The organism is Syntrophomonas wolfei subsp. wolfei str. Goettingen G311 (assembly GCF_000014725.1).
GTDB classification, from domain to species: Bacteria; Bacillota; Syntrophomonadia; order Syntrophomonadales; family Syntrophomonadaceae; genus Syntrophomonas; species Syntrophomonas wolfei.
In genome coordinates this window covers 1,572,500-1,596,958 of the sequence record NC_008346.1, presented here as the reverse complement: position 1 = coordinate 1,596,958, position 24,459 = coordinate 1,572,500, and the positions used below count along the sequence as shown (strand labels likewise).

General features: G+C 43.9%; 21 protein-coding genes and 2 pseudogenes. 12 read left to right on the top strand and 11 right to left on the bottom strand.

What is annotated here, in order from left to right:
* Positions 1–91 precede the first annotated feature (91 nt).
* The 9 genes from SWOL_RS13570 to SWOL_RS07095 all read left to right on the top strand — a co-directional run bounded on the left by SWOL_RS13570 (position 92) and on the right by SWOL_RS07095 (position 9,072).
* Positions 92–3,184 carry an NHL domain-containing protein gene (locus SWOL_RS13570; RefSeq protein WP_011640784.1) on the top strand — a complete coding sequence of 1,031 codons (3,093 nt, stop codon included), beginning with the start codon at positions 92–94 and terminating at the stop codon, positions 3,182–3,184.
* A gap of 260 nt (positions 3,185–3,444) precedes the next feature.
* A complete protein-coding gene (locus SWOL_RS07130) occupies positions 3,445–3,660 on the top strand; it encodes a hypothetical protein (RefSeq protein ID WP_207635274.1) in 216 nt (71 codons plus the stop codon).
* A gap of 502 nt (positions 3,661–4,162) precedes the next feature.
* The gene (locus tag SWOL_RS07125) at positions 4,163–4,747 is read left to right on the top strand and encodes a 2-oxoacid:acceptor oxidoreductase family protein (RefSeq protein WP_011640783.1); all 585 of its coding nucleotides are present in this window, start codon (positions 4,163–4,165) and stop codon (positions 4,745–4,747) included.
* On the top strand, positions 4,744–5,052 hold the full coding sequence (locus tag SWOL_RS07120) for a 4Fe-4S binding protein (RefSeq protein ID WP_011640782.1): 309 nt from the start codon (positions 4,744–4,746) through the stop codon (positions 5,050–5,052). Before SWOL_RS07125 ends, SWOL_RS07120 begins: the two co-directional genes overlap by 4 nt.
* On the top strand, positions 5,049–6,242 hold the full coding sequence (porA, locus tag SWOL_RS07115; protein ID WP_011640781.1) for a 2-ketoisovalerate ferredoxin oxidoreductase subunit alpha: 1,194 nt from the start codon (positions 5,049–5,051) through the stop codon (positions 6,240–6,242). Before SWOL_RS07120 ends, porA begins: the two co-directional genes overlap by 4 nt.
* Positions 6,239–7,177, top strand: coding sequence for a thiamine pyrophosphate-dependent enzyme (locus SWOL_RS07110; protein WP_011640780.1), 939 nt, complete (start codon positions 6,239–6,241; stop codon positions 7,175–7,177). Before porA ends, SWOL_RS07110 begins: the two co-directional genes overlap by 4 nt.
* 65 nt (positions 7,178–7,242) lie before the next feature.
* On the top strand, positions 7,243–8,151 hold the full coding sequence (locus SWOL_RS07105) for a bifunctional cobalt-precorrin-7 (C(5))-methyltransferase/cobalt-precorrin-6B (C(15))-methyltransferase (protein ID WP_011640779.1): 909 nt from the start codon (positions 7,243–7,245) through the stop codon (positions 8,149–8,151).
* 241 nt (positions 8,152–8,392) lie between these two features.
* Entirely contained in the window at positions 8,393–8,878 is a 486-nt protein-coding gene (locus SWOL_RS07100; RefSeq protein WP_041427462.1) for a hypothetical protein, read from the top strand.
* Positions 8,879–8,880: 2 nt separating this feature from the next.
* Positions 8,881–9,072 carry a hypothetical protein gene (locus tag SWOL_RS07095; RefSeq protein WP_041427461.1) on the top strand — a complete coding sequence of 64 codons (192 nt, stop codon included), beginning with the start codon at positions 8,881–8,883 and terminating at the stop codon, positions 9,070–9,072.
* Positions 9,073–9,160: 88 nt separating this feature from the next.
* Here SWOL_RS07095 and SWOL_RS07090 read toward each other — a convergent pair whose 3' ends face one another.
* From SWOL_RS07090 to SWOL_RS13565, 5 genes are all read right to left on the bottom strand, one after another.
* Positions 9,161–9,736 carry a hypothetical protein gene (locus SWOL_RS07090; protein WP_011640777.1) on the bottom strand — a complete coding sequence of 192 codons (576 nt, stop codon included), beginning with the start codon at positions 9,734–9,736 and terminating at the stop codon, positions 9,161–9,163.
* Between the two features lie 167 nt (positions 9,737–9,903).
* The gene (locus tag SWOL_RS07085; protein ID WP_011640776.1) at positions 9,904–12,081 is read right to left on the bottom strand and encodes a DUF3160 domain-containing protein; all 2,178 of its coding nucleotides are present in this window, start codon (positions 12,079–12,081) and stop codon (positions 9,904–9,906) included.
* A gap of 168 nt (positions 12,082–12,249) precedes the next feature.
* Positions 12,250–12,765 (bottom strand): GbsR/MarR family transcriptional regulator, encoded by a 516-nt coding sequence (locus tag SWOL_RS07080; RefSeq protein ID WP_011640775.1) that lies wholly within the window; start codon positions 12,763–12,765, stop codon positions 12,250–12,252.
* Positions 12,766–12,911: 146 nt separating this feature from the next.
* Complete coding sequence (locus tag SWOL_RS07075) at positions 12,912–14,318, bottom strand: hypothetical protein (RefSeq protein WP_011640774.1); 1,407 nt, start codon at positions 14,316–14,318, stop codon at positions 12,912–12,914.
* A gap of 3 nt (positions 14,319–14,321) precedes the next feature.
* Positions 14,322–15,737: an ABC transporter ATP-binding protein gene (locus SWOL_RS13565; protein ID WP_049750111.1), complete on the bottom strand. Its 1,416-nt coding sequence runs from the start codon at positions 15,735–15,737 to the stop codon at positions 14,322–14,324.
* A 420-nt stretch (positions 15,738–16,157) separates the two neighbouring features.
* On the opposite strand from SWOL_RS13565, the pseudogene SWOL_RS07065 reads away from it, so the two are divergent.
* Positions 16,158–16,853: pseudogene (locus tag SWOL_RS07065) on the top strand (class I SAM-dependent methyltransferase); the annotation flags it as partial.
* Positions 16,854–16,938: 85 nt separating this feature from the next.
* Here the strand turns inward: SWOL_RS07065 and SWOL_RS14325 are convergent.
* The 3 genes from SWOL_RS14325 to SWOL_RS07050 form a co-directional block, all read right to left on the bottom strand.
* The gene (locus SWOL_RS14325) at positions 16,939–17,253 is read right to left on the bottom strand and encodes a hypothetical protein (protein ID WP_155814163.1); all 315 of its coding nucleotides are present in this window, start codon (positions 17,251–17,253) and stop codon (positions 16,939–16,941) included.
* A 645-nt stretch (positions 17,254–17,898) separates the two neighbouring features.
* Positions 17,899–18,357, bottom strand: coding sequence for a GyrI-like domain-containing protein (locus tag SWOL_RS07055; RefSeq protein WP_011640770.1), 459 nt, complete (start codon positions 18,355–18,357; stop codon positions 17,899–17,901).
* Between the two features lie 66 nt (positions 18,358–18,423).
* Positions 18,424–19,359 carry a helix-turn-helix transcriptional regulator gene (locus SWOL_RS07050; protein ID WP_011640769.1) on the bottom strand — a complete coding sequence of 312 codons (936 nt, stop codon included), beginning with the start codon at positions 19,357–19,359 and terminating at the stop codon, positions 18,424–18,426.
* Positions 19,360–19,568: 209 nt separating this feature from the next.
* On the opposite strand from SWOL_RS07050, the gene dinB reads away from it, so the two are divergent.
* A complete protein-coding gene (gene dinB / locus SWOL_RS07045) occupies positions 19,569–20,750 on the top strand; it encodes a DNA polymerase IV (protein WP_011640768.1) in 1,182 nt (393 codons plus the stop codon).
* Positions 20,751–20,992: 242 nt separating this feature from the next.
* Here the strand turns inward: dinB and SWOL_RS07040 are convergent.
* From SWOL_RS07040 to SWOL_RS07035, 3 genes and pseudogenes are all read right to left on the bottom strand, one after another.
* Positions 20,993–22,138: pseudogene (locus SWOL_RS07040) on the bottom strand (DUF763 domain-containing protein); the annotation flags it as partial.
* 111 nt (positions 22,139–22,249) lie between these two features.
* The gene (locus tag SWOL_RS15155; protein WP_479725397.1) at positions 22,250–22,378 is read right to left on the bottom strand and encodes a WCX domain-containing protein; all 129 of its coding nucleotides are present in this window, start codon (positions 22,376–22,378) and stop codon (positions 22,250–22,252) included.
* Positions 22,379–22,795: 417 nt separating this feature from the next.
* The gene (locus tag SWOL_RS07035) at positions 22,796–23,227 is read right to left on the bottom strand and encodes an EamA family transporter (protein WP_242649309.1); all 432 of its coding nucleotides are present in this window, start codon (positions 23,225–23,227) and stop codon (positions 22,796–22,798) included.
* Positions 23,228–23,485: 258 nt separating this feature from the next.
* On the opposite strand from SWOL_RS07035, the gene SWOL_RS07030 reads away from it, so the two are divergent.
* Positions 23,486–24,445 carry a VanW family protein gene (locus SWOL_RS07030; RefSeq protein WP_011640765.1) on the top strand — a complete coding sequence of 320 codons (960 nt, stop codon included), beginning with the start codon at positions 23,486–23,488 and terminating at the stop codon, positions 24,443–24,445.
* Positions 24,446–24,459 lie beyond the last annotated feature (14 nt).

Genomic DNA, 24,459 nt, shown 5'->3' with positions numbered 1-24,459 from the left:
TGCGGGGGATGCTAATAAGATATTTAATATTGCCGAAAAGAAGGGAAAAACAAAAAAGTGCAGAAAGCGTTTACGGGGTATTATTCAGGTAATGGAATTTTACTGGATAATTGATTCGGAAGGGGTGAGTTTTCGCCTGAATGGAAAAATAAGAAAGGGTAAGAGGGAAATGGATATTAAAAGGGTTTGTTTTCAAAATCGAAGGTTGAATATTTGCAGTATTTTGGTAATGGTATTCTTGCTCACCCTGCCATCGAATATTTGGGCTGCTGCTACCGGGGATGGTTCTACTGCTGCGGTCAGTTCTGATGGTAGTCTCTTTTCTGGATTCATAACAGATGGGGTAGGTTTTTCAGAGCTCTCCAATATCCGGATGGTACGGACTGCCGGAACCGATCCGCTTGCCACCTGGGAACCGTGCAATTCTTCGCAGTCAAGAGATATAGATTTCAATGCGGTTGCTTATGGGAACGACACCTTTATAGCGGTAGGAAAGTCCGGTACCATAGTTAGCTCATCAAACGGAATGAACTGGTGCAGTGTAGGGCCCGGGATCGCTATGGACCTTTATGGAGTAGGCTATTGCAACAATACCTTCGTGGTAGTGGGTGACGGCGGGACGATTCTTACCTCGGTGGATGGCGTCAGCTGGACCAGTCGTACTTCGGGAATTGTGAGCAAGCTTTACGGTGTAGCTTATGGTAATAACACCTTTGTTGCGGTAGGTGATGCCGGAATGGTTCTGACCTCGCCTGATGGCGTATACTGGACTAACAGGACATCAGGCACCTCCCAAAACCTGACTGCCGTAACCAAAGGAAAAGATCTTTTTGTGGCTGTAGGTGACAGCGGGAAGATTCTTACCTCTCCAGATGGAATTATCTGGACAGAACGGACAACAATGACAAACAACATTTTTTATGGAGTGACTTATGGTAATAATATCTTCATGGCTGTCGGATATTATCAAGATCCCGATGGCGTAGCAATAATTCAAATTGCTAAAATATTTAGCTCGACAGATGGAGTAATATGGAAGGATTGTTCGGCTGAAGGTTGTTGGTTGGAAGACATAACCTATGGCAACAATAATTTCGTAGCGGTGGGGAGTGGCAATACGCAAACGATCGTTACTTCAGCTGACGGTTTAAACTGGACGGAGAGAATGCCAAGGGCCAACTATTCGCTTTCCGGGGTGGCTTGCGGCCATAATACCTTTGTAGCTGTAGGCGGGGGTGGCACCATATTCCACTCCAACCGGGATGCTACGCTATTGGCTATTACAACCGGCAGCCTTACCGCGGGGTTTATCGGAGAGCATTACAGTTCATCCCTTTTAGCCAGTGGCGGGACCGCGCCTTACACCTGGAGGGCCACTGGTCTGCCGGAGGGGCTCAGTATTGATTCCCAGACTGGTGTCATAAGCGGTACACCTGCAGGTATAGGAACCTCCAACGCGAATGTTACCGTAACTGACAGTTTGGGTATGGCGGTCACCCAGACTTTCAGATTAACGCTGACCCAGAACACCGGGATAATAAGCACAGTGGCAGGCAATGGTACTGCGGGATACTCGGGAGATGGTGGTTTAGCTGCTTCGGCCCTTTTAAATTATCCCCACGGACTGGCTTTTGACGGTAACGGCAATCTATATATTGCCGATGCTTCCAACCGGAGGGTAAGAAAAATCGATTCGGCAGGTATAATAACTACTGTAGCCGGAAACGGGACATCCGGATATTCCGGAGATGGGGGATCGGCTATAGCTGCCAAAATAACCTGTCCTTACGGGGTGGCGTTTGACAGTAATGGGAATATGTATATAGCAGATATTTTTAACCACCGCATAAGAAAGGTGGACCCTGCGGGGATAATAAGTACGGTAGCTGGAAATGGTGTACTCACAGGCTCATATAAAAGCGGTTATTCTGGGGACGGAGGATCCGCTACCTCGGCCCAATTGAATTATCCGTATGGAGTGGCTTTTGATGCCAGTGGGAATATGTATATTGCGGATTCCAATAACCACTGCATACGCAAAGTGGATACTCTGGGGATAATAAGCACTGCAGCCGGAAACGGTACATATGGCTATTCCGGAGATGGGGGACCGGCCACCTCAGCTCAGCTAAATAATCCCAACGGATTAAGCTTTGACAACCGTGGAAATATGTACATAGCAGATACTTACAACCATCGCATAAGGATGGTGGATCCCAATGGCGTAATAAGCACCGTAGCCGGAAATGGTAACAGCGGTGATCGCTATGGAAATGACGGCGGCTATTCCGGAGACGGGGGACTCGCAACTTCTGCCCAATTAAACAATCCTAATGGAATAACCTTTGACAGCAGCGGTAATATGTATATAGCAGACAGCAACAACAACTGTATCCGCAAAGTTGATCATTCCGGAATGATAAGCACCTTTGCCGGAAATGGGACCAGTGGTCATTTCGGAGATGGGGGACCGGCAACCTCCGCCCAATTAAGGAATCCCGTTGGAGTAGCCCTTGATAACAGCGGGAATTTGTTTATTGCCGATTACTTTGACCATTCCATACGTAAAGTCGTTTTGGCGGCACAGCAAAATAGCACTATTAGCCCCACGACGGGTAATTTTGATAAAAGGATCTCAGCCCAGGCGGATGTTTCAACCACCATGACGCTCAACGGCAATGAACTTTTGCGAATCACCAATGGCGAAACAGCTCTTATACAGGGCAAAGATTACAATGTAAATGGGAATACGGTAACTATTCAGAAAGATTATCTTGCTTCCCTAACGGTAGGTACAACCACTCTTACCTTTGTATTCAGTTCGGGTGCAAGCCAGGTTTTGACCATCACCATTACCGATGGGACAACCGAAACCTGGACGAATTGGACTGCAACCACCCAAAAAGGCAGTCACGATTTCTGGACTATCGCTTTTAGCAAAGAGGTTGATCCGAGAAGCCTGGATAACAATATTTATGTTACTACTGATGAGGCGGGGAGCAATAAGGTCGATGACATATCGGTAATCCTGGAGGGTAACCTCTGCCAGGTCAAGGTTATGCCTCCTTCTAACGGCTGGCAGCCGGAGGGCAGCTATTACCTTTTTATAAGTAGTAAGGTAAAATCCCAGGGAGGACAGGAGCTGCTGAGTGGAATAAGGATGATGTTCACAATAACTATGTAAATAAGTTTAAACATGCATTTGTGGTTAATCGGGTGTATCCCAAGTTCAATAGAAGTAAAATTAGGATATCGTTTTGAGGGCAGTTTTCAATACGGTTCAGGTAATAAAACTTTCAACTGGGTCAACCCCGAACTCCCTATTGAATTTGAGAGGACCGAAAGCAGCCTCGATATCAGGTATCTCACATACGCTACCGTATCGGAAACCGTGTAATAGCTGAAAAGGAAAGCATAATCAGCTAGAATAAATAACAGGATTAATTGCTTAATGAGGGCAGTGATTATATGAGTAATGATGGTTTGAATTTGAATCGTTTGCTGCTTTACCGGCAGATCTTGAAAGACGCAACTATACGAAAAGCTCAAGAATTGGTGCTTATGATGGATACGCCCGGTCAAAAGACGGGTTCTTCAATCAACTCAAGGAACTCCCGGTTTGAGTTCATTATTGCCTGGTACCAGTTGTGCTACCGGTAAGCCGCATTGTGTAATACTTTAATCAACAAAGTATTGTTTTTGATATTGCTCAATGTAATATTATGTAGAACCACAAATTATGTATGGCCTGGTTAAACAAATTTGGTGAATGTGGCATTTAAGAATGAAATGACTGCAAGAATTGAATGACTTAATTAAGATATTGACAAAAAGCAATCAAGTGGGTATATTAATTTATAATTTAAAATTTTAAAGGCATTGACGGAGAGAGTACGTTTCGAGGTGAACGTTGCAGCGAGTCGGGGATGGTGCAAGCCCGGTACCAGTAGTCTGAACCCGAAAATCACTCCTGAGCTGCGGACCGAACGAGTAATCCAGTAGGCTCCGACGGTTTTCCCCCGTCACAGGGAACGCATATGATGGTATGTCGTACTAATGGGTGGTATAGCGAATGTCTTATGGCTTTCGTCCCTTTATGGGACGAAAGCCTTTTTAGTTTTATTCAATTTTAGATCAATCATATTGACTGGAGGAAAGAGCAATGGCAAGCAATAATATGGTAGAAATTCGCTGGCATGGCCGGGGCGGACAGGGAGCCAAGATGGCCTGCCTGTTGCTGGCGGATGTGGCTGGTTTGGAAGGAAAATTTGTTCAGGGATTCCCGGAGTATGGGCCAGAACGCATGGGAGCCCCTATTACGGCTTATAACCGCATTAGTGAAAAACGCTGTACTATCCATTCCAACATCTACTATCCGGACTATGTGGTGGTGGTGGATGAAACTCTGCTGGACAGCGTTGATGTTACCGGTGGACTAAAGGATGGCGGTGCGATAATCATTAATACTCCCAGTTCTCCTCAGGAGATACGCCCCCGGCTGCAAGGATGGACCGGAAAGGTCTGCACCGTTGATGCCCGCCGCATTTCGGAAGATGTTCTGGGCACAAACTTCCCGAATACCCCTATGCTGGCGGCTGCGGTTAAGGTGAGCGGAGTTTTGGAAACCGAGCGTTTTTTAGCAAACATTGAAGAATCCTTTAAACATAAATTTGCTGACAAGCCCCAGCTTATCGAAGGGAACATGGCAACCCTGAAAAAATCCATGGAGGAGGTACAGCTAGGATGATTCGGGCGAAAGATATCAATGAGCTTACTCCCTGGCAGGATCTAACCCCCGGTGGGGAGATCTACGAAGCAGGAACCGCCCGGGACTTCAATACCGGTACCTGGCGAACCAATACGCCTGTATTTCACGAGGAAGCATGTAAACACTGTATGCTTTGTATTCCATTCTGTCCGGACAGTGCTATTCCGGTGAAGGACGGGAAACGTCTGGACTTCGACTATATGCACTGCAAGGGCTGTGGCATCTGTGAGAATGTATGTCCCTTCCCGGCGATTACCATGGTGATGGGAGGTGTGGCCATATGAGCAGCCGTCTTTCCGGCAACGAGGCTGTAGCTTATGCCATGAAGCAGATAAATCCTGATGTCATGGGAGCTTTCCCTATCACTCCCTCCACAGAAATTCCTGAATACTTCGCTGCTTATGTAGCCAACGGCGAGGTGAATACTGAATATGTAGCCGTGGAGTCCGAGCATAGTTCGATGTCCGTGTGCATTGCGGCACAAGCAGCAGGAGCCAGAGCCGTTAGTGCTACTTCATCCTGTGGACTGGCCCTGATGTACGAGCTTTTGTATGTGGCGGCTTCATGCCGCTTGCCGATTACCCTGGCCTGTGTCAACCGGGCTCTTTCGGGGCCAATTAACATAAACCACGACTACTCCGATTCAATGGGAGCCCGTGATAGCGGCTGGATTCAAATCTACGCTGAGAATAATCAGGAGGCCTACGATAATATTATAATGGCTATGCCTATCGGCGAGACCCCGAACATACGCTTGCCGGTGATGAGCTGTATGGATGGTTTCATTACCAGTCATGCCGTAGAGAATATAGAGCTTTTGGAAACGGATGTGGTGCGTAAGTTCATCGGGGAATACAACCCTGAACATTACCTGCTCAAAAAAGAAAATCCGCTGGCGGTAGGACCATATGATGTGAGTGCCTATTACATGGAACATAAGGTTCAGGAGGCTGAGGCCATGAAGGCGGCCAAGTCCCGCATACTGGAGGTAGCCGCAGAGTTTGAAAAGATTTCCGGCCGGCGCTACGGCTTGTTTGAAGAATATAGGATGGAGGATGCCCAGCTGGCTCTGGTTCTAATCGGTTCCACTGCGGGAACGGCTAAAGCAGCGATCAACAAGTTGCGGGAAAATGGAATAAAGGCAGGGCTGGTTAAAATCAGAGTTTTCCGTCCTTTCCCCGGCGAGGAACTGGCCCGAGCGTTGGCGGGCACCAGGGCTGTAGCCGTTATGGATAAGTCCGAGGGTTTTTCGGCCAACGGCGGTCCTTTATTTGCCGAGACCCGCAGCGCTTTATATGATCTTAAGGAACGCCCCTATATGATTAATATTGTTTACGGTCTGGGTGGCCGTGACGTAAAGACCGAGGATATTGAAAAAGTCTTCGGCCGGCTGGCGGATATTGCTAGGACCGGTGAAACCCACCCGGTATATACCCATATGGGACAGAGGTCAAGAGAGGAGGAGACAGCATGAGCACGGTATATAACCTGAAGCGGGAAGTAGAAAAACCGACCCGTCTCACCGGAGGGCATCGGCTTTGTGCCGGCTGTGGCACCGGGGTTGTTGTGTCGGGGGTTCTGCGTGCCCTGGATAGAGAGGACCGGGCAGTGGTGGTTAATGCTACCAGTTGTCTGGAGGTCTCCACCTTTATGTATCCTTACACTGCCTATATGGATAGCTATATTCATTCTGCTTTTGAGAACTCTGCGGCAACCTGTTCCGGAGTGGAAGCAGCATATAATGCTTTGAAACGCTGCGGCAAGGTGGAAGGAACCGTCAAGTTTATTACCTTTGCCGGTGACGGCGGCACCTATGATATAGGGTTTCAATCCCTGTCAGGAGCTATGGAACGCGGTCATGATATGGTCTATGTCTGCTATGACAACGAGGCTTATATGAATACCGGAATCCAGCGTTCATCTTCAACGCCTCGTTTTGCCCGCACGACTACTACGCCGGTAGGTTCTGTAGGGCAGGGTAAGAAACAGAATAAAAAGGATCTGACGGAGATTTTGGTTGCTCATAATATCCCCTATGTGGCTCAGACTGCCCCTGTAGGCAATTTCAGGGATTTGCACAGCAAGTCTTACAAAGCCATTTATACTGAGGGCCCTTGCTTTTTGAACATATTGTCCCCATGTCCTCGCGGATGGGACTACCCCATGGCTATGCTGGCGGAGATCATTAAGCTGGCCGTGGATACCTGCGTCTGGCCCCTTTACGAAGTAGAGGAGGGAGTATGGCGTCTGAGCTATATACCGAAGAGAAAGCTGCCCGTGGAAGACTTTCTCCGTCCTCAGGGTAGATTCCGCCACATGTTCCAGAAAGGCAATGAGTGGATGATTGAAGAAGCGCAGAGCTATGTGGATCAAAAATGGGAACGCTTACTGGAACATACCGGTGCTTAAGTTACTGCAGAGATTGGAAGTAAATCCTAAAATATGGTATGATAGCTGTAAAAGGGGGGTTGCCTGTGGAACAAACCATGTTTACTAATGAGGTCATTTTATCCTGGCTTCAGTATTTTTCAAAGAACGCCCCGATTAACCTGGCAAAACTGAAGATGCTGGACATTACAGGGAAGAATAAGAACCTGATTCCAACCGTTATGAGCAACCGGGCAGTGCTGGTTTTTACGGATGCCGGACATCCGGATATCTTCTACGATATGTGGAATGCGGAACTGGGGGACTGTGATATCTGGTACAATGAGGGCTCAGAACCATCCGGCGAGATCAAGCACGACAAGGTCTCAGACATGATTAACCGCGGGATTAATGCCTCTGCAGCTATGTTGATTCTGAATCCTAACGCTGCCACGAATTATCATATAGGTATGGAGAACAGCCGTTTCTCCTGCGGCTCGGTGCAGTATGTATGCCGGGAAGTTCGGGCGGTTATAATGAATAAGCTCAATCTGGGGGACCAGGATAATATATGTATAATTTCAGGTGAGAGTATCGCGGTGGAGGCCGCCATGATTGCTGCTGAGGGCAGTGTCATTGCTGTGGAATATGACCGCAGGGATCGGAATACCATGCAGGAGAATGTTAAGAAATTTGATCTGAACAACGTCACCATCGTTGAGTCTCTGGAAAATGGTATCCCGGATAAGCTGCCAGTGCCGGACATAGCTTTTATAGTAGGTTCTCCCAGGATAGGCAGCGAAATAAAGGCTCTTTTGTCCATCAATCCCGTTATGGATTTTGTGATCTATACCCTAGACTTCGAAGTTCTAATGTCCCTGCCTGCTTTGTTTCGGGAGAACGGCCTGGAGCGAACTGAAGCTATTCATGTAGCAGTATCGCGAGTTAATAGCAAAAAAATGGTGGAGCCATTTCCAGCTCCCTGGCTTATTTCTGGCAGAAGTATAAAAGGATAATATCAGAATTGCTGTTGATGAAGGCCAAACCATGACAGCATATCCGACAGCATAAAAAAGGCTGCATTTCCTCTATTTCTCCCAAACCAGAACATGCTATTCCCAATATACCTGCAAGATTGTAGCTTGCACACCCGCTAGTAGCTCCTTAATATTAATAAGCATATAATTAATTATACTTGTGGATTATATGGTCATATTACTCTATAATTTTATTATATAGAATAGAGGCGGTGAGGTAATGAACATGCTGGAAGAAAAATCTATTAGTCTTGCCAAACAAGATTTCCCCAATATTGTCCGTCAGGCCGCTAAAGGACATGAAACTATAACCAGAAATTTCAAAAGTTTAAATCATGAAAAGGTTTCCATTATTTCTACCGATATTTTTGAGGAAATTCTCGACCGAGGCTATAAGTTTAATCCGACCATAGAGGAAGATCTGGACGGTCAGGGTTATACTATTTCTATTGATGAATTATTAATTCACGGAGAGGGTTCCACATTAATCAGTGCACTAAAGGATCTGGCTGAAAATCTTATGGATTATACAGAGGATTATCTAAACCGAGTTGATTTTTTCAGGCAAATTGAAAACCGCAAACATCATTATCCATACCTCCGTAGAATTGCAAGACTTACTGATATTGATCAAGTAATGGAGGTAATTGCGGAATGCCATACCAGTTTACAACAGGCGATATTAAATCAATCGCAAAAAGGATAGGGTTGCAACAAATAAATACAAAAAAATGGAACGGCACCGATATAAACGGTAACTTCTGGCAAACCTACATCCATAATCATGGAGATGGGGTTCCTATTTTAACCGGGACGGCAAAACAGCAGGCTAAACAAATGGGATTTAAAGATTTGGAAGATATGTATGATTTCTTAATCAATTCCAAGCGGAAACGATAGATTTTAGCGGTTTAATCTTGAAATCATTTCTGCTAGAGTTATAAAATGAGAGTAGTTTTTATCTGTCAATTACAATAACTACATCTTGTCAAATACGATAGAATCCCCATTGTTTCCAGGTCCAATTACTATGTTCTTTCCCCCAAATTATAGGTCGACCGAAACAATAAGTACTGCAATAGCCTTCCTCTATGGCTAAAAAAGCTTTACCGGAAGAGTCTTTCTTGACGGTAAAACTTTTTATTGGCCGATCCAGAGCAGATGAACACCAGCGGGGTATTAATTTATTTTCAATTAGTCGATACACAAATAAATGACAGCTATAGTTATTCTTTTCCTGCTTTTGCCATAACGGCTTATGGCGGTCAAAGCTGCCCTGTTTCCACAGCAGCATAACCAGTTCCGGGTTTCCATCTCCAGTTATATCATCCAGAGCAAAGGATTGAACATTCCATTCCGATGGGGAACTCCAGTTGATGCCATTGGGCTGAGTAACAGTTAGTTTTCCCCGGGCGAGATGATAATTTTCCATAATGCCATCATGATTCAGGTCGTAAGTTGCCTGCTGTTCCGGATTGTCTGCAAAGAAAAGGAAAGCTACTAGCAGTAGCACGAATACTACTGCTAGTACACCAACAATTTTTTTCCACAAAACCGGCTTCATTCTGATTGACCCCTCATACCCGGAGGATTGCCTCGGACGAAAATAGGTTATCGTTGGCAGGGAAACATCCTCACCCCTAACTCCTGACTCCTCACTCTCGATAATTAATTGAGTTCTATATCGAAAATATTACTAAACAACCAGGTTTTTAGCGCCTATTTTTTTAATTAATCCTGGGAATAATTTATGGAAGCCGTTCCTTTAATGCGATAATTAGCCGTCCATTCCGGAAGAGCCGGGGCTTTATCGTTATATATCATCTCTTGCCACTTCTGGTCAGTTAGCCGGTCTGCTGCATTCCAGGGGAATTCATAATAGGAGTAAACCCCACCTTTGGCTATCCGCAAAGTACCGGCAACCGGTACTACTGCATAAATATTATCTACATAACCGGTACCAACCTCCAGAACCTCGGCCGGAGGGTTGGTAGCCACATCGGCAATCAGCATAGCGGGGAAGTCGGAAATTTGCGAGCGGCTTTCCAGGCCATCGCCTCGGTAAACCTCATACCAGAAATGTTCCAGCTGTCCGCCAAAAGTACGAATCAGTTCGTATTCTTCCTCAGTCAGGGCTTTATTAGCCAATTCTTTTTCGGAAATAACCTTCAGTTGCAAAACCAGTTCATAAAGTTGATCCATGTTTTGGCTATCCTTTTGATCTATTAAACCACGCATTTTCAAACCGTCACGGGTCATGGCGGTAAGGGAAGCCAACCGGGCATATAGATGAGGATTGGGTTCAACATAACCTCGGTCATCAATTTCCTCCATGCCACCGCCGCCCATTTCAGCATAGTTTTGCTTGGTATACAGGATAGTATCATGCTTTAACTCGGCCCAGCTGCCCAAAAAAGTTGCCAGTTCTTTATGATTCCAGGCCTTATTAAGCATGAAAGAAGGATAACCATCGGGTTTATCTGCGGTAAGCGGCAGCAAAGTATATAACCATGACCAGTACAGGTTTTGGTGCCACTCATCATTAAGTCCGGCAATATATTTTTGCATTTTTGCCATATTGGTGCTGTATTTGTTAAACTCAAAAGCCCCTTGTTTGTTCAATATAGTTTCAGCGGTGCTGGACCCCATGGCAGCCGGAACATCAAGACCACTGGGCAACATACGCCGTTCACCCGCCGGGTTTTCTGTTACCTCGCGATAAATTAAATGCTGGAAAATCTCAGCATCCAGAGTATATCTTTGTCCCATAAAGCGAAATCCTAAGACTTCCTTATCCCGATCCGGTTGGATAGTAGCATCAAATATAGGAATCGAATTTATAACCGGTGGCTCCAAATCCCGGGCTAGTTGGCGAAACTTATCAAAACCCTGGCTATCTACGGCTATCTTCTTGGGAGTTAGATTTTTGCCATAAGCCTGTTCCAGCAGCTCGGCATACTGGTGGTAACCAATATCGTCACTCTTGCCTACCATAAAATTGGTAGTAGAATATATTTTTTCCCATTCCCGGGCACCAATACCGTTTTGTAAAGCCAGGGTCATGAGAATAGCTGAACGAGTTTCGTCAGCATCTTTTAAACGGAAGGTAATTCGTCCGTACCACATCATACTCTGAAAATATTGCTTCAAATCATCTGTTTTAGCATAATGACCACGGGGAATATACTGGGTATAATCTTCTTTTAAACCTTCTATCAAATCCGGTTTGGTCCCCATAGCCATAACCGGTGACAGTTCAGTAGAATCATGCTTTTTAATTAAACTGATTTCCTGTTCGACCTCGGCCTTGACTGCAGCTGGGATCCGGGTATCAGGATTTAACAGTCTACTGCCTACGGTAAAAAAAGCCAGATTGCGGCGAGCCGCATTTTCCCAGTCAGTGCCCTTAAAATCCTTATAATCCGTTTCCGCCCGTTGCATTAGATTTGCATTTAATTTCTTTAATTCCGGTATCAAAACTTGCTGTTCAACATTTTGCAACAAATGGGAATAAAAGAGATGATAATTGTGGACTACTGCGTCCGTGGTAATGAGATTAGGTACATTATCATAACGGTTAAGCTCATAGGTCATGAAAAACTCGTGGCCCATAGCGGGAAGTACCACAAAACCATTTTTGACTAATGCTGCCTGAACATTATCCGAAAAATCGAAGCGTTCAGCGTTAATCACATTGGATAAATCAGGTGCGACCTTATAAGGCTTAACTATAGCTGTATCTTGCACTGAAATTTCCTTATAAGGTGCAAACTCCTGGGCTAAAGCAATTGCACCAGAATTAGAATCCTTGTATCCAGTTGATGACCCGGCATGGCAGCCGGCCATCGCTAATAACGCTACAATCAATAAACCGCACCATAATTGCTGCCCCAACCTTCTGTGATTCATTAATATTACCCCCATCCTCCGATACTCTTTCAATCTAATACGCCCAATCCGTCATATAGCTTTCATACTTGCTAGTGGCCCATATTTTCTTTATAGGCAGCTTAATTTGCAATAGAATCGCAAGCAAGCCATTATTAGCTATAACTATAAGGGAATATTTGTCCCCACTTATCTGTTTTGGCGTTTATCCCAGGCTTCCACCATTTGTTTAAAAAACTGCAGGCTCCATTCGTAATCTTCCTCCAGGTTGTCCAGGTATTGGCCGAAAAGACTGGTTTGCTGCAAGATTGCCGGATCTGAAGACTGCCTCAAATCATTCAGAACCTCCCGACTGCGTCCCGCTGCTTCTAAAGTTATCTCCCGCTCATTAATGAAACTGCTTTGCAGGTGCTCAGTCATTATTTTGCCCGTATTCCGTTCTGCTTCATAATAGTCCCGCCGGCTTCCTTTTACCCATACCTTGCGAACGTTTTTCATACCTTCGAGAAAACGGATGTGTATACTAACCGTAGCCTTGCTTACTTCCAACTCAGAAGCAATATCTTCCAGCCCCAAGGGTTGTTCGGAAAAAAACAGCAAGCCATAGATGCGCCCTACCACTTCCGGCATACCGAACATGGCATATACGCGACCAAAAGCATCTACCATAATATCACGAGCCTGCAAAAGGCGTTCCTGTTCCAAACTATTTACCTCCTGACCATGCTTTTAAAATAGTTTACCATTTTAGGCTATTGCTTTCACTTCTGTTGTCATTGTCTTAATCCTTCCCCAAAAACACTGTACTTTAATAGGGCGGCCTGGTGGACGGCAAAAGGCTTCTTTCTGTTCTACCTACCTTCAAAACCAATTGAATAATAAATTCTGCTTAACCACATTCCCTGGCCAATCAGACAAATCGTTGGAATGGTTATTGAGAAAAGAAGAATCCAGGGCAGCGGCAATAAAACAACAGCACAAAAACTGAATTCAATACTGACAGCTGCAATGGCGCTTATTGTCAATGGAACCTGCTCCATAATCGGCTCGTTAATCGTAGGCTTGGAACCGTTATGTCCGAGACAGGCTATCGCCAGAGATATAATAATGGCTGCCAAAACCAGCAAAAAAACTAGTACCGCTCTTTGTAGAATTACATAAAAACTTAATTGAATTACTAATCCTAAAAATAGTACCGTTAGTATACCTAATACCGTTAGTGGGAGGAAGGCAGCGATTTTGGCGGCAATCAAGTGGGATGGTTTGAACCCGCTAAGCCAATAGAAGGATTTTTGCTCACCTTCATTCTGCCAGGCGGTGGCTGGCATCTCTCCATAGCAGAAAAGCCATATGGCCAGGGATATAATTAGAAATAGGGTTAGATCATGTAAATATGATCTGAGTGCGGTAAAACTGCAAATAATAATGAAGACCACCCACACAACCAGACGTATTTTGGTAACCGGGTTGCGCCATAGCAGAAACCATTCTTTAGCAATAAAAGAGTTTGCGAATAAGCGGGAAAATCGCCTGAACCTTATAAACGGCAGTCTATTTTTATTCATTGAGTCATTCTGTAAATAGGCTTCCTTCCATAAATTAGATATAGTTGAGGAAAAGAATAGAATAGTCAGGGAGACGCTACCAAGTATAAGAATGATAAAGATAGTATCAAGATTATTGAGTGTGACAAAAGAAAGGTTATGGTCGGCTAACAAAAAACCAAGGATAGCCACAGTACCCCCGCCCTGCAAAAGTAAAAACAAAAGGTAAAAAAACCCACCAATTCTTTTCCAATACCTGTTTATCAAGATATTAAACAGGCAGGCGACCAGCGTGGTGGCAGCGGGGAAGACAAAAAATATTAATAGTATGAGCCATGGTGAAATGGTTTTGGTGGCAGCTATTAGAATTAAAGGAAATAAGGACACCGCACTTATATTTTTTAAAAAGACTTGGCCATAAACGGCCCATATTATTTTATTGGGCGGGATTCCTGTCAATAAATCAAAGCGGTTTTCCGCACCCGACAAATACTTTTCCGCAGATAAATAACTGTAACCCAGTAAAATGATAAAAGCCAGGAATAATATCAGCGAAGTTTCCTCGGTATACAAATATCTGTACATTACCGCATAGATAATGCTTACTAACCCCATAAGCTCGAACAATACCAGCCCCCAGCCCTTTTTAGAATAGATAAACAGGCTGTTAAGTCCTTGCTTTATTCTCATATAAAACAAAGTACTGAAAGTCATAGATTATCCCACCTGGTCATTAATTTGGGCATCAGTTAGCTGTAAAAACAAATCTTCCAAGTTGCTGTTGCCATATTGAGCCGTTAGTTCTGCCATAGTTCCTGAGGCATAGCAAATACTTTTTTGGATGATAACGATATAATCGGCCAATTCCTCCATCACCGCCATCACATGACCGGAGAAAAGCACAGTCTTTCCAGCCGCTTTCCTCTCTTTGAAAACTTTCTTAATTACCGCGATGGTTTTTGCGTCATAAGCGTTGGTCAATTCATCGACAATTAATAGCTGGGGATCGTTAAGCAAGGCCAGACACATAGAAACCTTCCTTTGCATTCCCTGAGAATATGTTTCAATCATTTGCTCCTGGTATGGCAGCAGATCAAATAACTCCAGCAGATGATTGATTCGATCCATTAAAATAGATTCTTCTAAACCCAATAATCTCCCGCTATAGTAGAGATGTTCTTTGGCAGTGAGCCTGAAATAAAGGATCGGTTGATCAGGCACATAGCCAATTTGTTTCCGTGTGGACTCGCTGCCTTTTGCCCAGATATCTTGTCCATCAAGCAGGATGTGCCCACTTTTAGGCTTCAGCAGCCCGGTTAGCATTTTTAGGGTGGTGGATTTGCCTGCGCCATTGGGGCCTAAAAGGGCAAAGATTTCACCCTTCTGAACGATTAAGCTCAAGTTATCTACTGCTTTATGATTTCCGTATTGATACGAGATGTTTTGCAGTTCCAATAGGGGAATACCGGTGCGGGTCTGGACGGGCGCATCGAAATGCCGGATACTATTCGGACTAAATACCGGAGTTTTTTCTTCCAACGCAGATTCTTGGGTCATTTCTTCTTTGGTATCATGATTGGTTATATAATTTTTGAGTGCTTTAGCAAATGCTTCGCTATCATCAACATTGATAAATATTGATGTAACCATGCCTCTTTTACTCTTGGGATTATCTTTGTCCTTTACTTTAACCAGTATGGGACTTTTCAAAGAAACAATATACGCGGACTGGTTGGTTGCCATACAATAGAGGTTTTCATCTTTTCTAAATAGTATAAGTCCAAGGGTATCCCTGGTTGACACCTGTATCAATACCGGTTCAATTTTCTCAATCATTTTCCAGGGAACAGTTGTTTTAAAATATCTGCCCAGGCGAATAGTCAGGCCATTTTTCCCCAACAAATGAGCTGATTTTAACAGCGGTGCAATATAATAAAATACTAAAAATAGTTCTGCAAATACGATTACCCCGGATATTATCAAAAAACTTGATATGCTGGTGGTTAGGACATGAACAATTATTATGGCAACAACCATTTCTATTACCATAATCACCAAAAACGCATGGAGCATATTTCTCATCTGCTGATTGCTTTTGGTGTTGCTAAAGATGAGTTTTTCCTGAGATAGCATATTTAATCACCCCTTCCCCACCAGTTGAATTGGTCGTGCCTAATAATAGCATTCTGTCATGATAAGAAGCTATGTTTTAGCCGCCCAGCATGTAACGACATTTACCATCAACAACGTTTAATACATTCTAAACAAACTAAAAGTTAAGTGTCAAGCATTAAATTTGTGCAATGAAAGGCTCTAATTATTAACGCGGCTGGCGGTAAAGTAAAGAGGCAGCGGATGATGAGCATGAGTTGTTCCCAAGGGGAATATTCGGAATATAAGGATACGAAGCTTCTTAACGAAGACCAATTGATTTATGATATATTTAATGCAAATATTTTTACAGTTAAATGAAATTATTCATGGGGTCGAATTTCTTAAAAACGATTTGAGTGTTACGATGCTTATGTTGCCGGTTTTGAGGCTGATTTTGAAGTTTACTTGTGCCTGATTAAACCTGGATTAAAAGTGTTGGAAATCGGTTGCGGAACCGGGCGAGTACTGAAGCCATTACTAGAATCCGGAGCCTCGGTTGTCGGTGTGGACATTTCCCATGAAATGCTGGCTCTGGCCCACAATAAGTTGGCAAGTTTTTGTGACAGCGGGGCCTTGAGACTACTAAACCATAACTTTGTTTATTCGTCTATCCCCGAAAGATTTGACCGGGTTTTTGTAACTTTTTACACTTTCAATTATCTGTTAAGTTATGAAAATGCCCTTTCATTCTTGAAGAATATATATAGTTCGATGAACGATGGAGCCGTTCTGTTGATGGATATGTTCTTTCCTTCCATTTACCACAATCCTGCCATTGAGGGTAAGTGGCAGCAAAGATATCTTAACCTGGGGGCAAAACAAATAAGGCTGTCTGATAGGAGGACTATGCGAGGACCGATGGAGAAAAGGGAGCAAGTATTTGAAGAAGATGGCGGCAGGCAGGAAATCACCACCTTGCGAAGGTTTTATGACAAGAACGAAACAGCCAGGCTGCTTAGGGAAGCCGGGTTCTCATCTGTTAAATTCACCGACGTTTATGATTCAACGTTATTCCATCAGCTTGAACTATTAGAGGCTACCGACCGCGGCTTTCTTGTTATGGGTAGGCGGGAAGCCGGTGGAGGAGAGGGTTAACCCTGCAGACATTCCATTTTACCGCGCCTTTTTGTTAATGCTGTGCAGTCTGTTAAAGAAGCGACACAGGAGATATCATAAAACCTTAATTATAAAGCAATTTAATTGGGCAAGGTTTTGGTTCTTGAATGTAATCATACAATAAATGGTATTGCCCAAGTATGCCCCGATATGGACAGTTATCATACTCGGGTTCACAACCGTGTTTTCCATAATAATGAGCCCATCTATTTAATGTTTCGTATTGGATACCATCTGAAGTTTGAACACGGTTAAACCATTCACCTTGATAATAAGCGGCATTTGGATGGCATTGGCCTGGAAGAATTAAATAGTTTAATCCGTAAGGAACGATAACAAAAAGGCATAGTAGAATTGCCATTAATCTAATAATTCTCACATCGCAACCCCCATATAACTACTAATTGCGTTGACTAATTATTTCGTTAATTGGCCTTTAAATCCTTTTAATACAATAATGGCGCAGTTCAAAGATTTAGTGACACAAGCAGAAAGAGAAAACAATCCTACCCTGCTGCAATATAGCGCATTAGCCAAGATTGGGGCTGCCAGCTATTAAGGAGCCAAAGGGGCAGTTTCCTTTGACTCCTCAATTTTGTTTTCATATGGACATTATCTCTTTTAATAGTTTCACGCGCTGTTTTATGCCATCTATATGCTCCTCGTTGGCGGTGGAAGGGTCTTGAGTAGCATAATAAATCTGACAAGGGAGCTTGTTACAGTGGCCGCAATGTTCAAAGCCTTTTTCGTTAATGGAGCAGTCATACATTGGACAAATATCTGAACCAAACTAGCGACCCACCAATCGCAGTAGACTTTGCCCGAAATGGCCCTGCACTCCGCACAAGATTGTTTAAAATCTTTACATTCGCCACAGCTTACTCCACATAGACTTAGCATTTAGACACCTCCACTAAATATTAATTGTTTTGACCATCTATAATATCATTCCTCATAGACCAGCTTATGACCGGCATCCAAAATCAAATCTTTTTCAGCTATTAAACATAGCTCCTTCTGGCTATCACTTAAGAAGAAAGACAATTTTGGTTAACAGTTCATTTTCCGGCGTTTCTGCGGGATCGTTGAGATAAAATTCATAACAGACGCCGGTTGGTGTATACCCATTGGCCGGTATCCACGCCATAATGGCGTTATAAGCAGGCTCGATTTGATTATAGGGCCCGGTATACAGGCAGGATACTTGTTTTCCGGCCGGGATTTCACTGGGTTTAAGTTTATCATTGCCAACAACCGGCTGTGCCACCGGTAAGCCACATTCTAAATCCAGGTCCTGCATATCCATATTAAAGTAGCCCACATAAGGTTCACCTGCAGGCTGGACACCTATTTCGAACAGGTAGTTCATAATTGCCCCATAGGCTTTCCCCAATACCTGGGGCAAATTTTCAACTGCTGTCCGGGTACGGACGGATATAGTGGGTTGAGCCTTCTTTTCTTCCACAACAAACTGATATTGCATATGTATGGCCTCCTCATATATTTTTCTCGATTATAGCATGCCAAACATGACAACTATATGACAGGTTTAAGAGGAATATGTTTTATAAATTTTTTCGGCAATCGCCGCCAAAATGCTGCGAATATGCGGAGGATTAACTACCTCCATTCCACCGCCAAAACTTAAAAGATAGCCATATAACCAATTGTTTTCCGGCAAACACACTTTAACCATAATTCTTCCGTCATCTTGCCTCATTATATCCCCGCCGAAACACTCTTCCACTACATTTTCCATCTCTTTATCGAAAAGCAGATCCAGTTCCACCGGCCTGGCTGTCTCCTGCCACTGGTTTTCAAAGTAATCTTGTTCCATTGGTACTTCTCTGGGTTGATAAGTTATGTTCACAAGCTGTAGGTTCTTAATCCGTATCAGCTTGAAGAGGCGGAAATCCTGTCTGAGCAGGCACCAGGCAAAAAGATACCACGATTGCCCCTTGAGGAGCAGTGCATAGGGTTCAACCTGCCGTATGCTTCTTGTACCGGCAGCATCAATATAAGCAAATTCAATCTCTCTATAGTTTTCAATAGCCTGGCGCAGTAGCGTTATTTTGCCTTTGAGTTGCTCATTAGTTCCCCAGGGAGACAAATCGATTATCATTTGTCTGCTCTTCAGGTCAAGCAACTCCAGCTGTGATGTTGATAGAGGATTTTTCAGTTTTTCCGCCAATATATCAAAACGGCTGTCAGGTATACTGGCGGCAACTCCCTTTAAGGTGGAAATTAGGGTAGCCATATCACCGGCGCTGAGTACGCTTTTATCTAGGCGATAACCTTCAGCAATACTGATACCTCCATTCACACCCTGATAAGTTATGATAGGTATTCCGCCCAGGTTGATAGTATCAACGTCACGCAGGATGGTACGGACGGAAACGCCAAACATTTCCGCCAGTTCTTTGGCTTGAACCCGTTCGCGCCTGAGTAAGACTATTATAATTGAAATCAGTCTATCGATTTTCATTTCATCATCACCTGTTTCTGGATTAGATGTTTTGCTCTACCTGTATTGGGATTAATAATATTATACTGTTTTCTGGTATTTAAAATGGGTTATTATCAAGGTGATTTTTAAAGGAAATAAGAATTAAAAAACAATAATTGGATTTAGGTGGGGAGAGCCCTATGATTTGCTATAATTGACTATACATCTATTTTGTCGGAGGGCAATCTATGGCAGAACTTACTAATATCCTACACTGTGATTTGGATGCCTTTTTTGCTTCAGTTGAACAATTGGATAACCCCTCGCTGCGGGGGAAACCAGTTGTAGTAGGAGGAAGTATGCATTCCCGTGGAGTAGTATCCACTTGCTCCTATGAAGCCAGAAAGTTCGGCATCCGATCGGCTATGCCTATTGCTCAGGCCTACCGACTTTGCCCCCAGGCAGTTTTCCTTCCGGTTAATATGCCTCGCTACCTGGAAATATCAAAACAGGTATTTTCCATCCTAAGCCGGTACTCTCCCATTAAGGAAATTATTTCTATTGATGAAGCCTTCCTGGATATCAGCGGCTGTTCCAGTTTGTATGGCAGCCCGGAAAAAATCGGCTGCTTGATTAACGAGCAGGTTTATTCCGAACTGGGGCTTACCATTTCAGTAGGCATCTCTTATAACAAATTCCTGGCCAAACTGGCATCAGATATGGATAAACCGAATGGCTTACGCATTATTACAGAAAGTGAGGCATTAGAACTATTAAGACCGTTGCCGGTATCTCGAATATGGGGGATAGGACAGAAGACAGAGCAGAGCCTGGACAAACTGGGTATAAAAACTATTGGCGATATTCAAGACTCGCCGCCGGAATGGTTGGAAGACAAAATCGGCTCAGCCGGCCGCTTGTTCTGGGAACTGGCTCATGGAATTGATAGAAGGGCAGTGGAACCGGAACATGAAAGGAAGTCTCTGGGCCGGGAAGAAACCTTCCCTGAGGATATAAACGATACCGCCTACCTGGAAAAACTAATCGTGCAGTTTGCGGCTGAGTTGTGCAGGAAATTGCGCCAGGAAGCGCTTTTTGCTGCCACCATCACCATTAAGCTAAGATATAGTAATTTTAAAACCATCACCCGCAGCAAGACTATAAATCCCTGCAATTCCGATATAATCGTAACCCAAATTGCCAGCGAATTATTACATCATTCCTATAACAACAAACAACCCCTGCGCCTTTTCGGCTTATCCCTGGGGCAATTGTCACCGGCTGCAAGTTTGGAGCAGGGGAGTTTATTTGAGCCCCAATCAAACGCTGATTATAAAAGCATTGACCGGCTTATGGATGAAATAAGGGATCGCTTTGGCCCCGGAGCAATAAAGCGGGCTAACTTGCTGCCTAATAAGGATAGTGAGTAATCTAAGGCAAAATAACACCCAAGACGTCTTGATTATTGACTACTAGGCAGTGGTTGTTTCCTGCGGAAACGATAGATTTTAGCGGTTTTAATCTAACCAACCAGTGATTTTTATCGATAAATACTGTTCCTGCATACAACTTTAATTGAAAAATGGAGGATCATAAAAAGTGTTATGTTATCAGCGCTTATCCTGTTATTGGGAAAGTTGGAATGTCTAAACAACGCATGATTCAGTGCTAATTAGTCAAACAATCTCGGCTGCTGAACCCGGCTTTTTTTTGAACTTACAGATTGGGGAGGGGAAGGAGGAATCGGGCTGGCTTGCACCCTTATGGATTCACTATGCCATCGGGCTAGCTTTCTTAAGGCATCAAGCTGTTCGCGCTGCCCGGCTTTAGCCTTGCGGAGTGCAAGTTTAAGGGTGGTATAGGATTGTTCAATATCCGCTTCATTAACCGGAAAAGGGAAGCCGTCTTTGCCACCGTGGGCAAAAGAATAGCGTACCGGATCGCTAAAACTGGGCCGGGTTCCATAGGTTACTTCGGCAACCAGACAAAGTGCTCGCAGGGTACCAGCACCTACTCCGGATACATTAAGCAGGGCTTCAAAATCCTGCGGGTGTTTATCATAAGCGGCATACAAGGCCTTGTTAAGATAGCCTGTTCGAGGTATAGGATGGCAGGTCGGTAAAGTCAGGGAAGATTCCTGCAGGCGTTTTATCTCCGCCAGCAGCCGATCAGGGTTTTCCTGTACTAAATGGGTGCTGAACTCGCGAATCTTTTCATTTTCGCCGGCTACCAGATTTAAGGTTTCCGCTTTAAAGTCACAGCAAATAGCGGTCTGTGGCTCTACGGTAAACGATTCCACAGCATCACCCAGCCAGTGGTAACGCCGCGCTTGCCGCAAGTCTTCATTCATCCCCTGTTGAATAACCGCCCAGTGACCATCTTGGGTAAAGAAAAAGCAATGATGATAAATATCGTAGCCATCCTGTACTGCTGCACTATCTACCTTGGCCGACATTTTGCTGGCATAAACCAGATCTTCGGCTGAACAGCTCAATCCATGGCGATCGGCATGATTCATAATTTCTAAAGGGGTTTGACGGGCGGTACGCCCTTTTCCTCCAGCTACAAAGAGACCGGCCTGAGGCCCTAACTCTGCCAGGCCTTCTTTTAAGGCACCGCAAACCGTGGTAGTTACCCCAGAGGAATGCCAATCAAAACCGACTACACAGCCCAGAGCCTGAAACCAGTATGGGTGGGAAAGCCGGCGCAGGACTTCATCGGGCCCATCTTCTTCTAAAATCACTTCAATAATGGCCCTGCTCAAGGCTTTCATGTGGGTAAAAAGCCAGGCAGGACACTTGCCTCCATGTAGGGGGAGGTTGGCCGTACCGGTTCGCATGATTTATAGTCCTTTCATTCAGGATAGCTATATTATAGCAGAATTAAGAACAGAAGTTCTATTACTCAAGCTGATATGGTGAAAAGTGTATTAAGGTTTTCGCATAGCAGCCAAAATGCTGCGAATATGCGGAGGATTAACTACCTCCATTCCATTACCGAAACTTAAAAGATAGCCATATAACCAATTATTCTCCGGAAGACAGGCTTTAACCATAATCTTTCCGTTATATTGCTCAACTATAAATCCAGATATATTCTATGTAACAGGTGAACAGCAACTGATTGTAAAAGATACCCAGATTGACGGGGCACCTGAACTGATCCCGGGATAAGATTGCCGGTAGCCTAATCGCGGCGTCTATTAGCATATCATTATTGCTGTAAAACTTCTATCGGCTTATACTTCCTGGTTCGAACACCGCTTTCACGTATACAAACTGCTGTTTTTGAAATTTCCGAAAAGCATGGAGTGCTAAGGAGGATTCATTATCGCCTTCCATTTTTATAAGCTTCGGAAGAAACTGCGAAGCAGTTTCAACACAACGCTGCAACGAGGCGGGAGAATTAGAACCCGCCGCCTGTTTTGTTAATAGGAACCGACCGCTTAAAGAAGCGGGGGACATATTTTACCTTGTTATAATAGTAAAAAGATGCCCATGACAATATATCCGGCCCCCAGACATTTCCATGCCGTAATGGGCTCACCCAAAAAAAGCGCAGCACAAATCATCGTGACCAGGGGTGAGGCTGCCATGATCATAGATACAATAGAAACATTTCCACCTTTAATCGCTGCGAAATATGCCAGGTCTCCAACTACGGTAGCCAGTATTGCTTCCGCCGCGATCAGAATTGATTGATGGAAAGTTATTTGTCTAAATTGAGTAATTCCACCGCTTACTCCCATCCAGGTGCTGACCAGAACCACAGCAATTATTGTTCTTAAAACCAAACCAGTTGCGGGATTAACATTCTGTAAACCAAGTTTCGCGAATATGGGCGCAATTCCCCAACATAGCATTCCTACCAAGGCCAACCAAATTACCATTGATTTACGACCTTTCATATTAAAAACCCATATTGCTTTCTCCCAAAGAAAAATCGGTTTAAGCAAGCTTACTATTCACTGTAGTAGAATTCACAAGCCTGCTCAGACTCTGTCATTACCAAAAAACGAAGCTGGAATTTCCTTTTTAATTTTACCAATGGTTCCGCGCAAATTCCTGTTTATACTACATTTAATAACATTCGGTAGTTTATGCATTTTGATAATAGAACAAAATACTCATATGAATATAGAATAATGGAAAAGTGGGGACTAATATTGCGCATTCGATATATCAGGATTGGATTGATTTCTTTACTTATTTTATTATTAGGAACAATAAATCATGCTATATATACTGACAATTTGTCTGACCGTCCCGGGAAAAATCTGGATTTTCTGCCTTATGCTACATCAAAGGACAGAATTATTTATTCAACCCCATCTGCTTCAAGCTCAGTAACTTTACTTCCCTGGGAAAATGACCCGGACTTTCAAGCAGCTATGGCCGAGAATAAAGCCAAGATACAATTAGCCAACTACTGTACAGTATTACAGAACCCTTTGCCGGGGGAAGAGACCAACGTTTACATTGCTGCCTGCTTATTGCAAGGAACAGTTGTAAAATCCGGCCAAATATTTTCTCAAAATGAGAAAATTGGGCCCTACAGCCAGGATAAAGGATTTCAACCTGGACCCGTTTATATTGGCCATCAGTTAAAAACTACGGTTGGCGGGGGGGTATGCAAAATTGCTTCAACCCTGTATAATGTTACAATTTTGTCGAATTTGCCGGTTATTGAACGATACGCCCACAGCATGCCGGTTCCCTATGTGCCGCTCGGGCAAGATGCAACGGTTTGTTATGGAGTTAAGGATTTTAAATTTTTGAACAATAGCCCTTATCCTATTTTAATCTGGGCAGAGAGTATCGGGAACCGGCTTTATATTGCCTTCTATGGGCAAACAACTCCTCCTAAAGTTAAATGGCACCACGAAATAGTAAAAGAAATTAAAACTTATAATATTTACAGGAAAAACTATGCCCTTGAGGCTGGAAAAGAAAAGGTGATTTTGCAAGGGATGGATGGTGCGGTAGTACGGTCATGGCTGACCATAGAAGATCCCCAGCAGGGTAGAATAACCACCAAAAAACTGGGCAAAGATTATTACAATCCCATGCCTTCGATTGTTGAAAAAGGCATGAAGAAAGCCACTTCCACGATTCCACCTCATTAATATAGTCATAATAC

What these genes read in the sequence shown, in the direction of transcription:
- SWOL_RS13570 (WP_011640784.1), top strand. Translation starts at nt 92, where the DNA reads ATGGAATTTTACTGGATAATTGATTCGGAAGGGGTGAGTTTTCGCCTG.
- SWOL_RS07125 (WP_011640783.1), top strand. Translation starts at nt 4,163, where the DNA reads ATGGCAAGCAATAATATGGTAGAAATTCGCTGGCATGGCCGGGGCGGA.
- SWOL_RS07120 (WP_011640782.1), top strand. Translation starts at nt 4,744, where the DNA reads ATGATTCGGGCGAAAGATATCAATGAGCTTACTCCCTGGCAGGATCTA.
- porA (WP_011640781.1), top strand. Translation starts at nt 5,049, where the DNA reads ATGAGCAGCCGTCTTTCCGGCAACGAGGCTGTAGCTTATGCCATGAAG.
- SWOL_RS07110 (WP_011640780.1), top strand. Translation starts at nt 6,239, where the DNA reads ATGAGCACGGTATATAACCTGAAGCGGGAAGTAGAAAAACCGACCCGT.
- SWOL_RS07100 (WP_041427462.1), top strand. Translation starts at nt 8,393, where the DNA reads ATGAACATGCTGGAAGAAAAATCTATTAGTCTTGCCAAACAAGATTTC.
- SWOL_RS07090 (WP_011640777.1), bottom strand. Translation starts at nt 9,736, where the DNA reads ATGAAGCCGGTTTTGTGGAAAAAAATTGTTGGTGTACTAGCAGTAGTA.
- SWOL_RS07085 (WP_011640776.1), bottom strand. Translation starts at nt 12,081, where the DNA reads ATGAATCACAGAAGGTTGGGGCAGCAATTATGGTGCGGTTTATTGATT.
- SWOL_RS07075 (WP_011640774.1), bottom strand. Translation starts at nt 14,318, where the DNA reads ATGACTTTCAGTACTTTGTTTTATATGAGAATAAAGCAAGGACTTAAC.
- SWOL_RS13565 (WP_049750111.1), bottom strand. Translation starts at nt 15,737, where the DNA reads ATGCTATCTCAGGAAAAACTCATCTTTAGCAACACCAAAAGCAATCAG.
- SWOL_RS07055 (WP_011640770.1), bottom strand. Translation starts at nt 18,357, where the DNA reads ATGCAATATCAGTTTGTTGTGGAAGAAAAGAAGGCTCAACCCACTATA.
- SWOL_RS07050 (WP_011640769.1), bottom strand. Translation starts at nt 19,359, where the DNA reads ATGAAAATCGATAGACTGATTTCAATTATAATAGTCTTACTCAGGCGC.
- dinB (WP_011640768.1), top strand. Translation starts at nt 19,569, where the DNA reads ATGGCAGAACTTACTAATATCCTACACTGTGATTTGGATGCCTTTTTT.
- SWOL_RS07035 (WP_242649309.1), bottom strand. Translation starts at nt 23,227, where the DNA reads ATGAAAGGTCGTAAATCAATGGTAATTTGGTTGGCCTTGGTAGGAATG.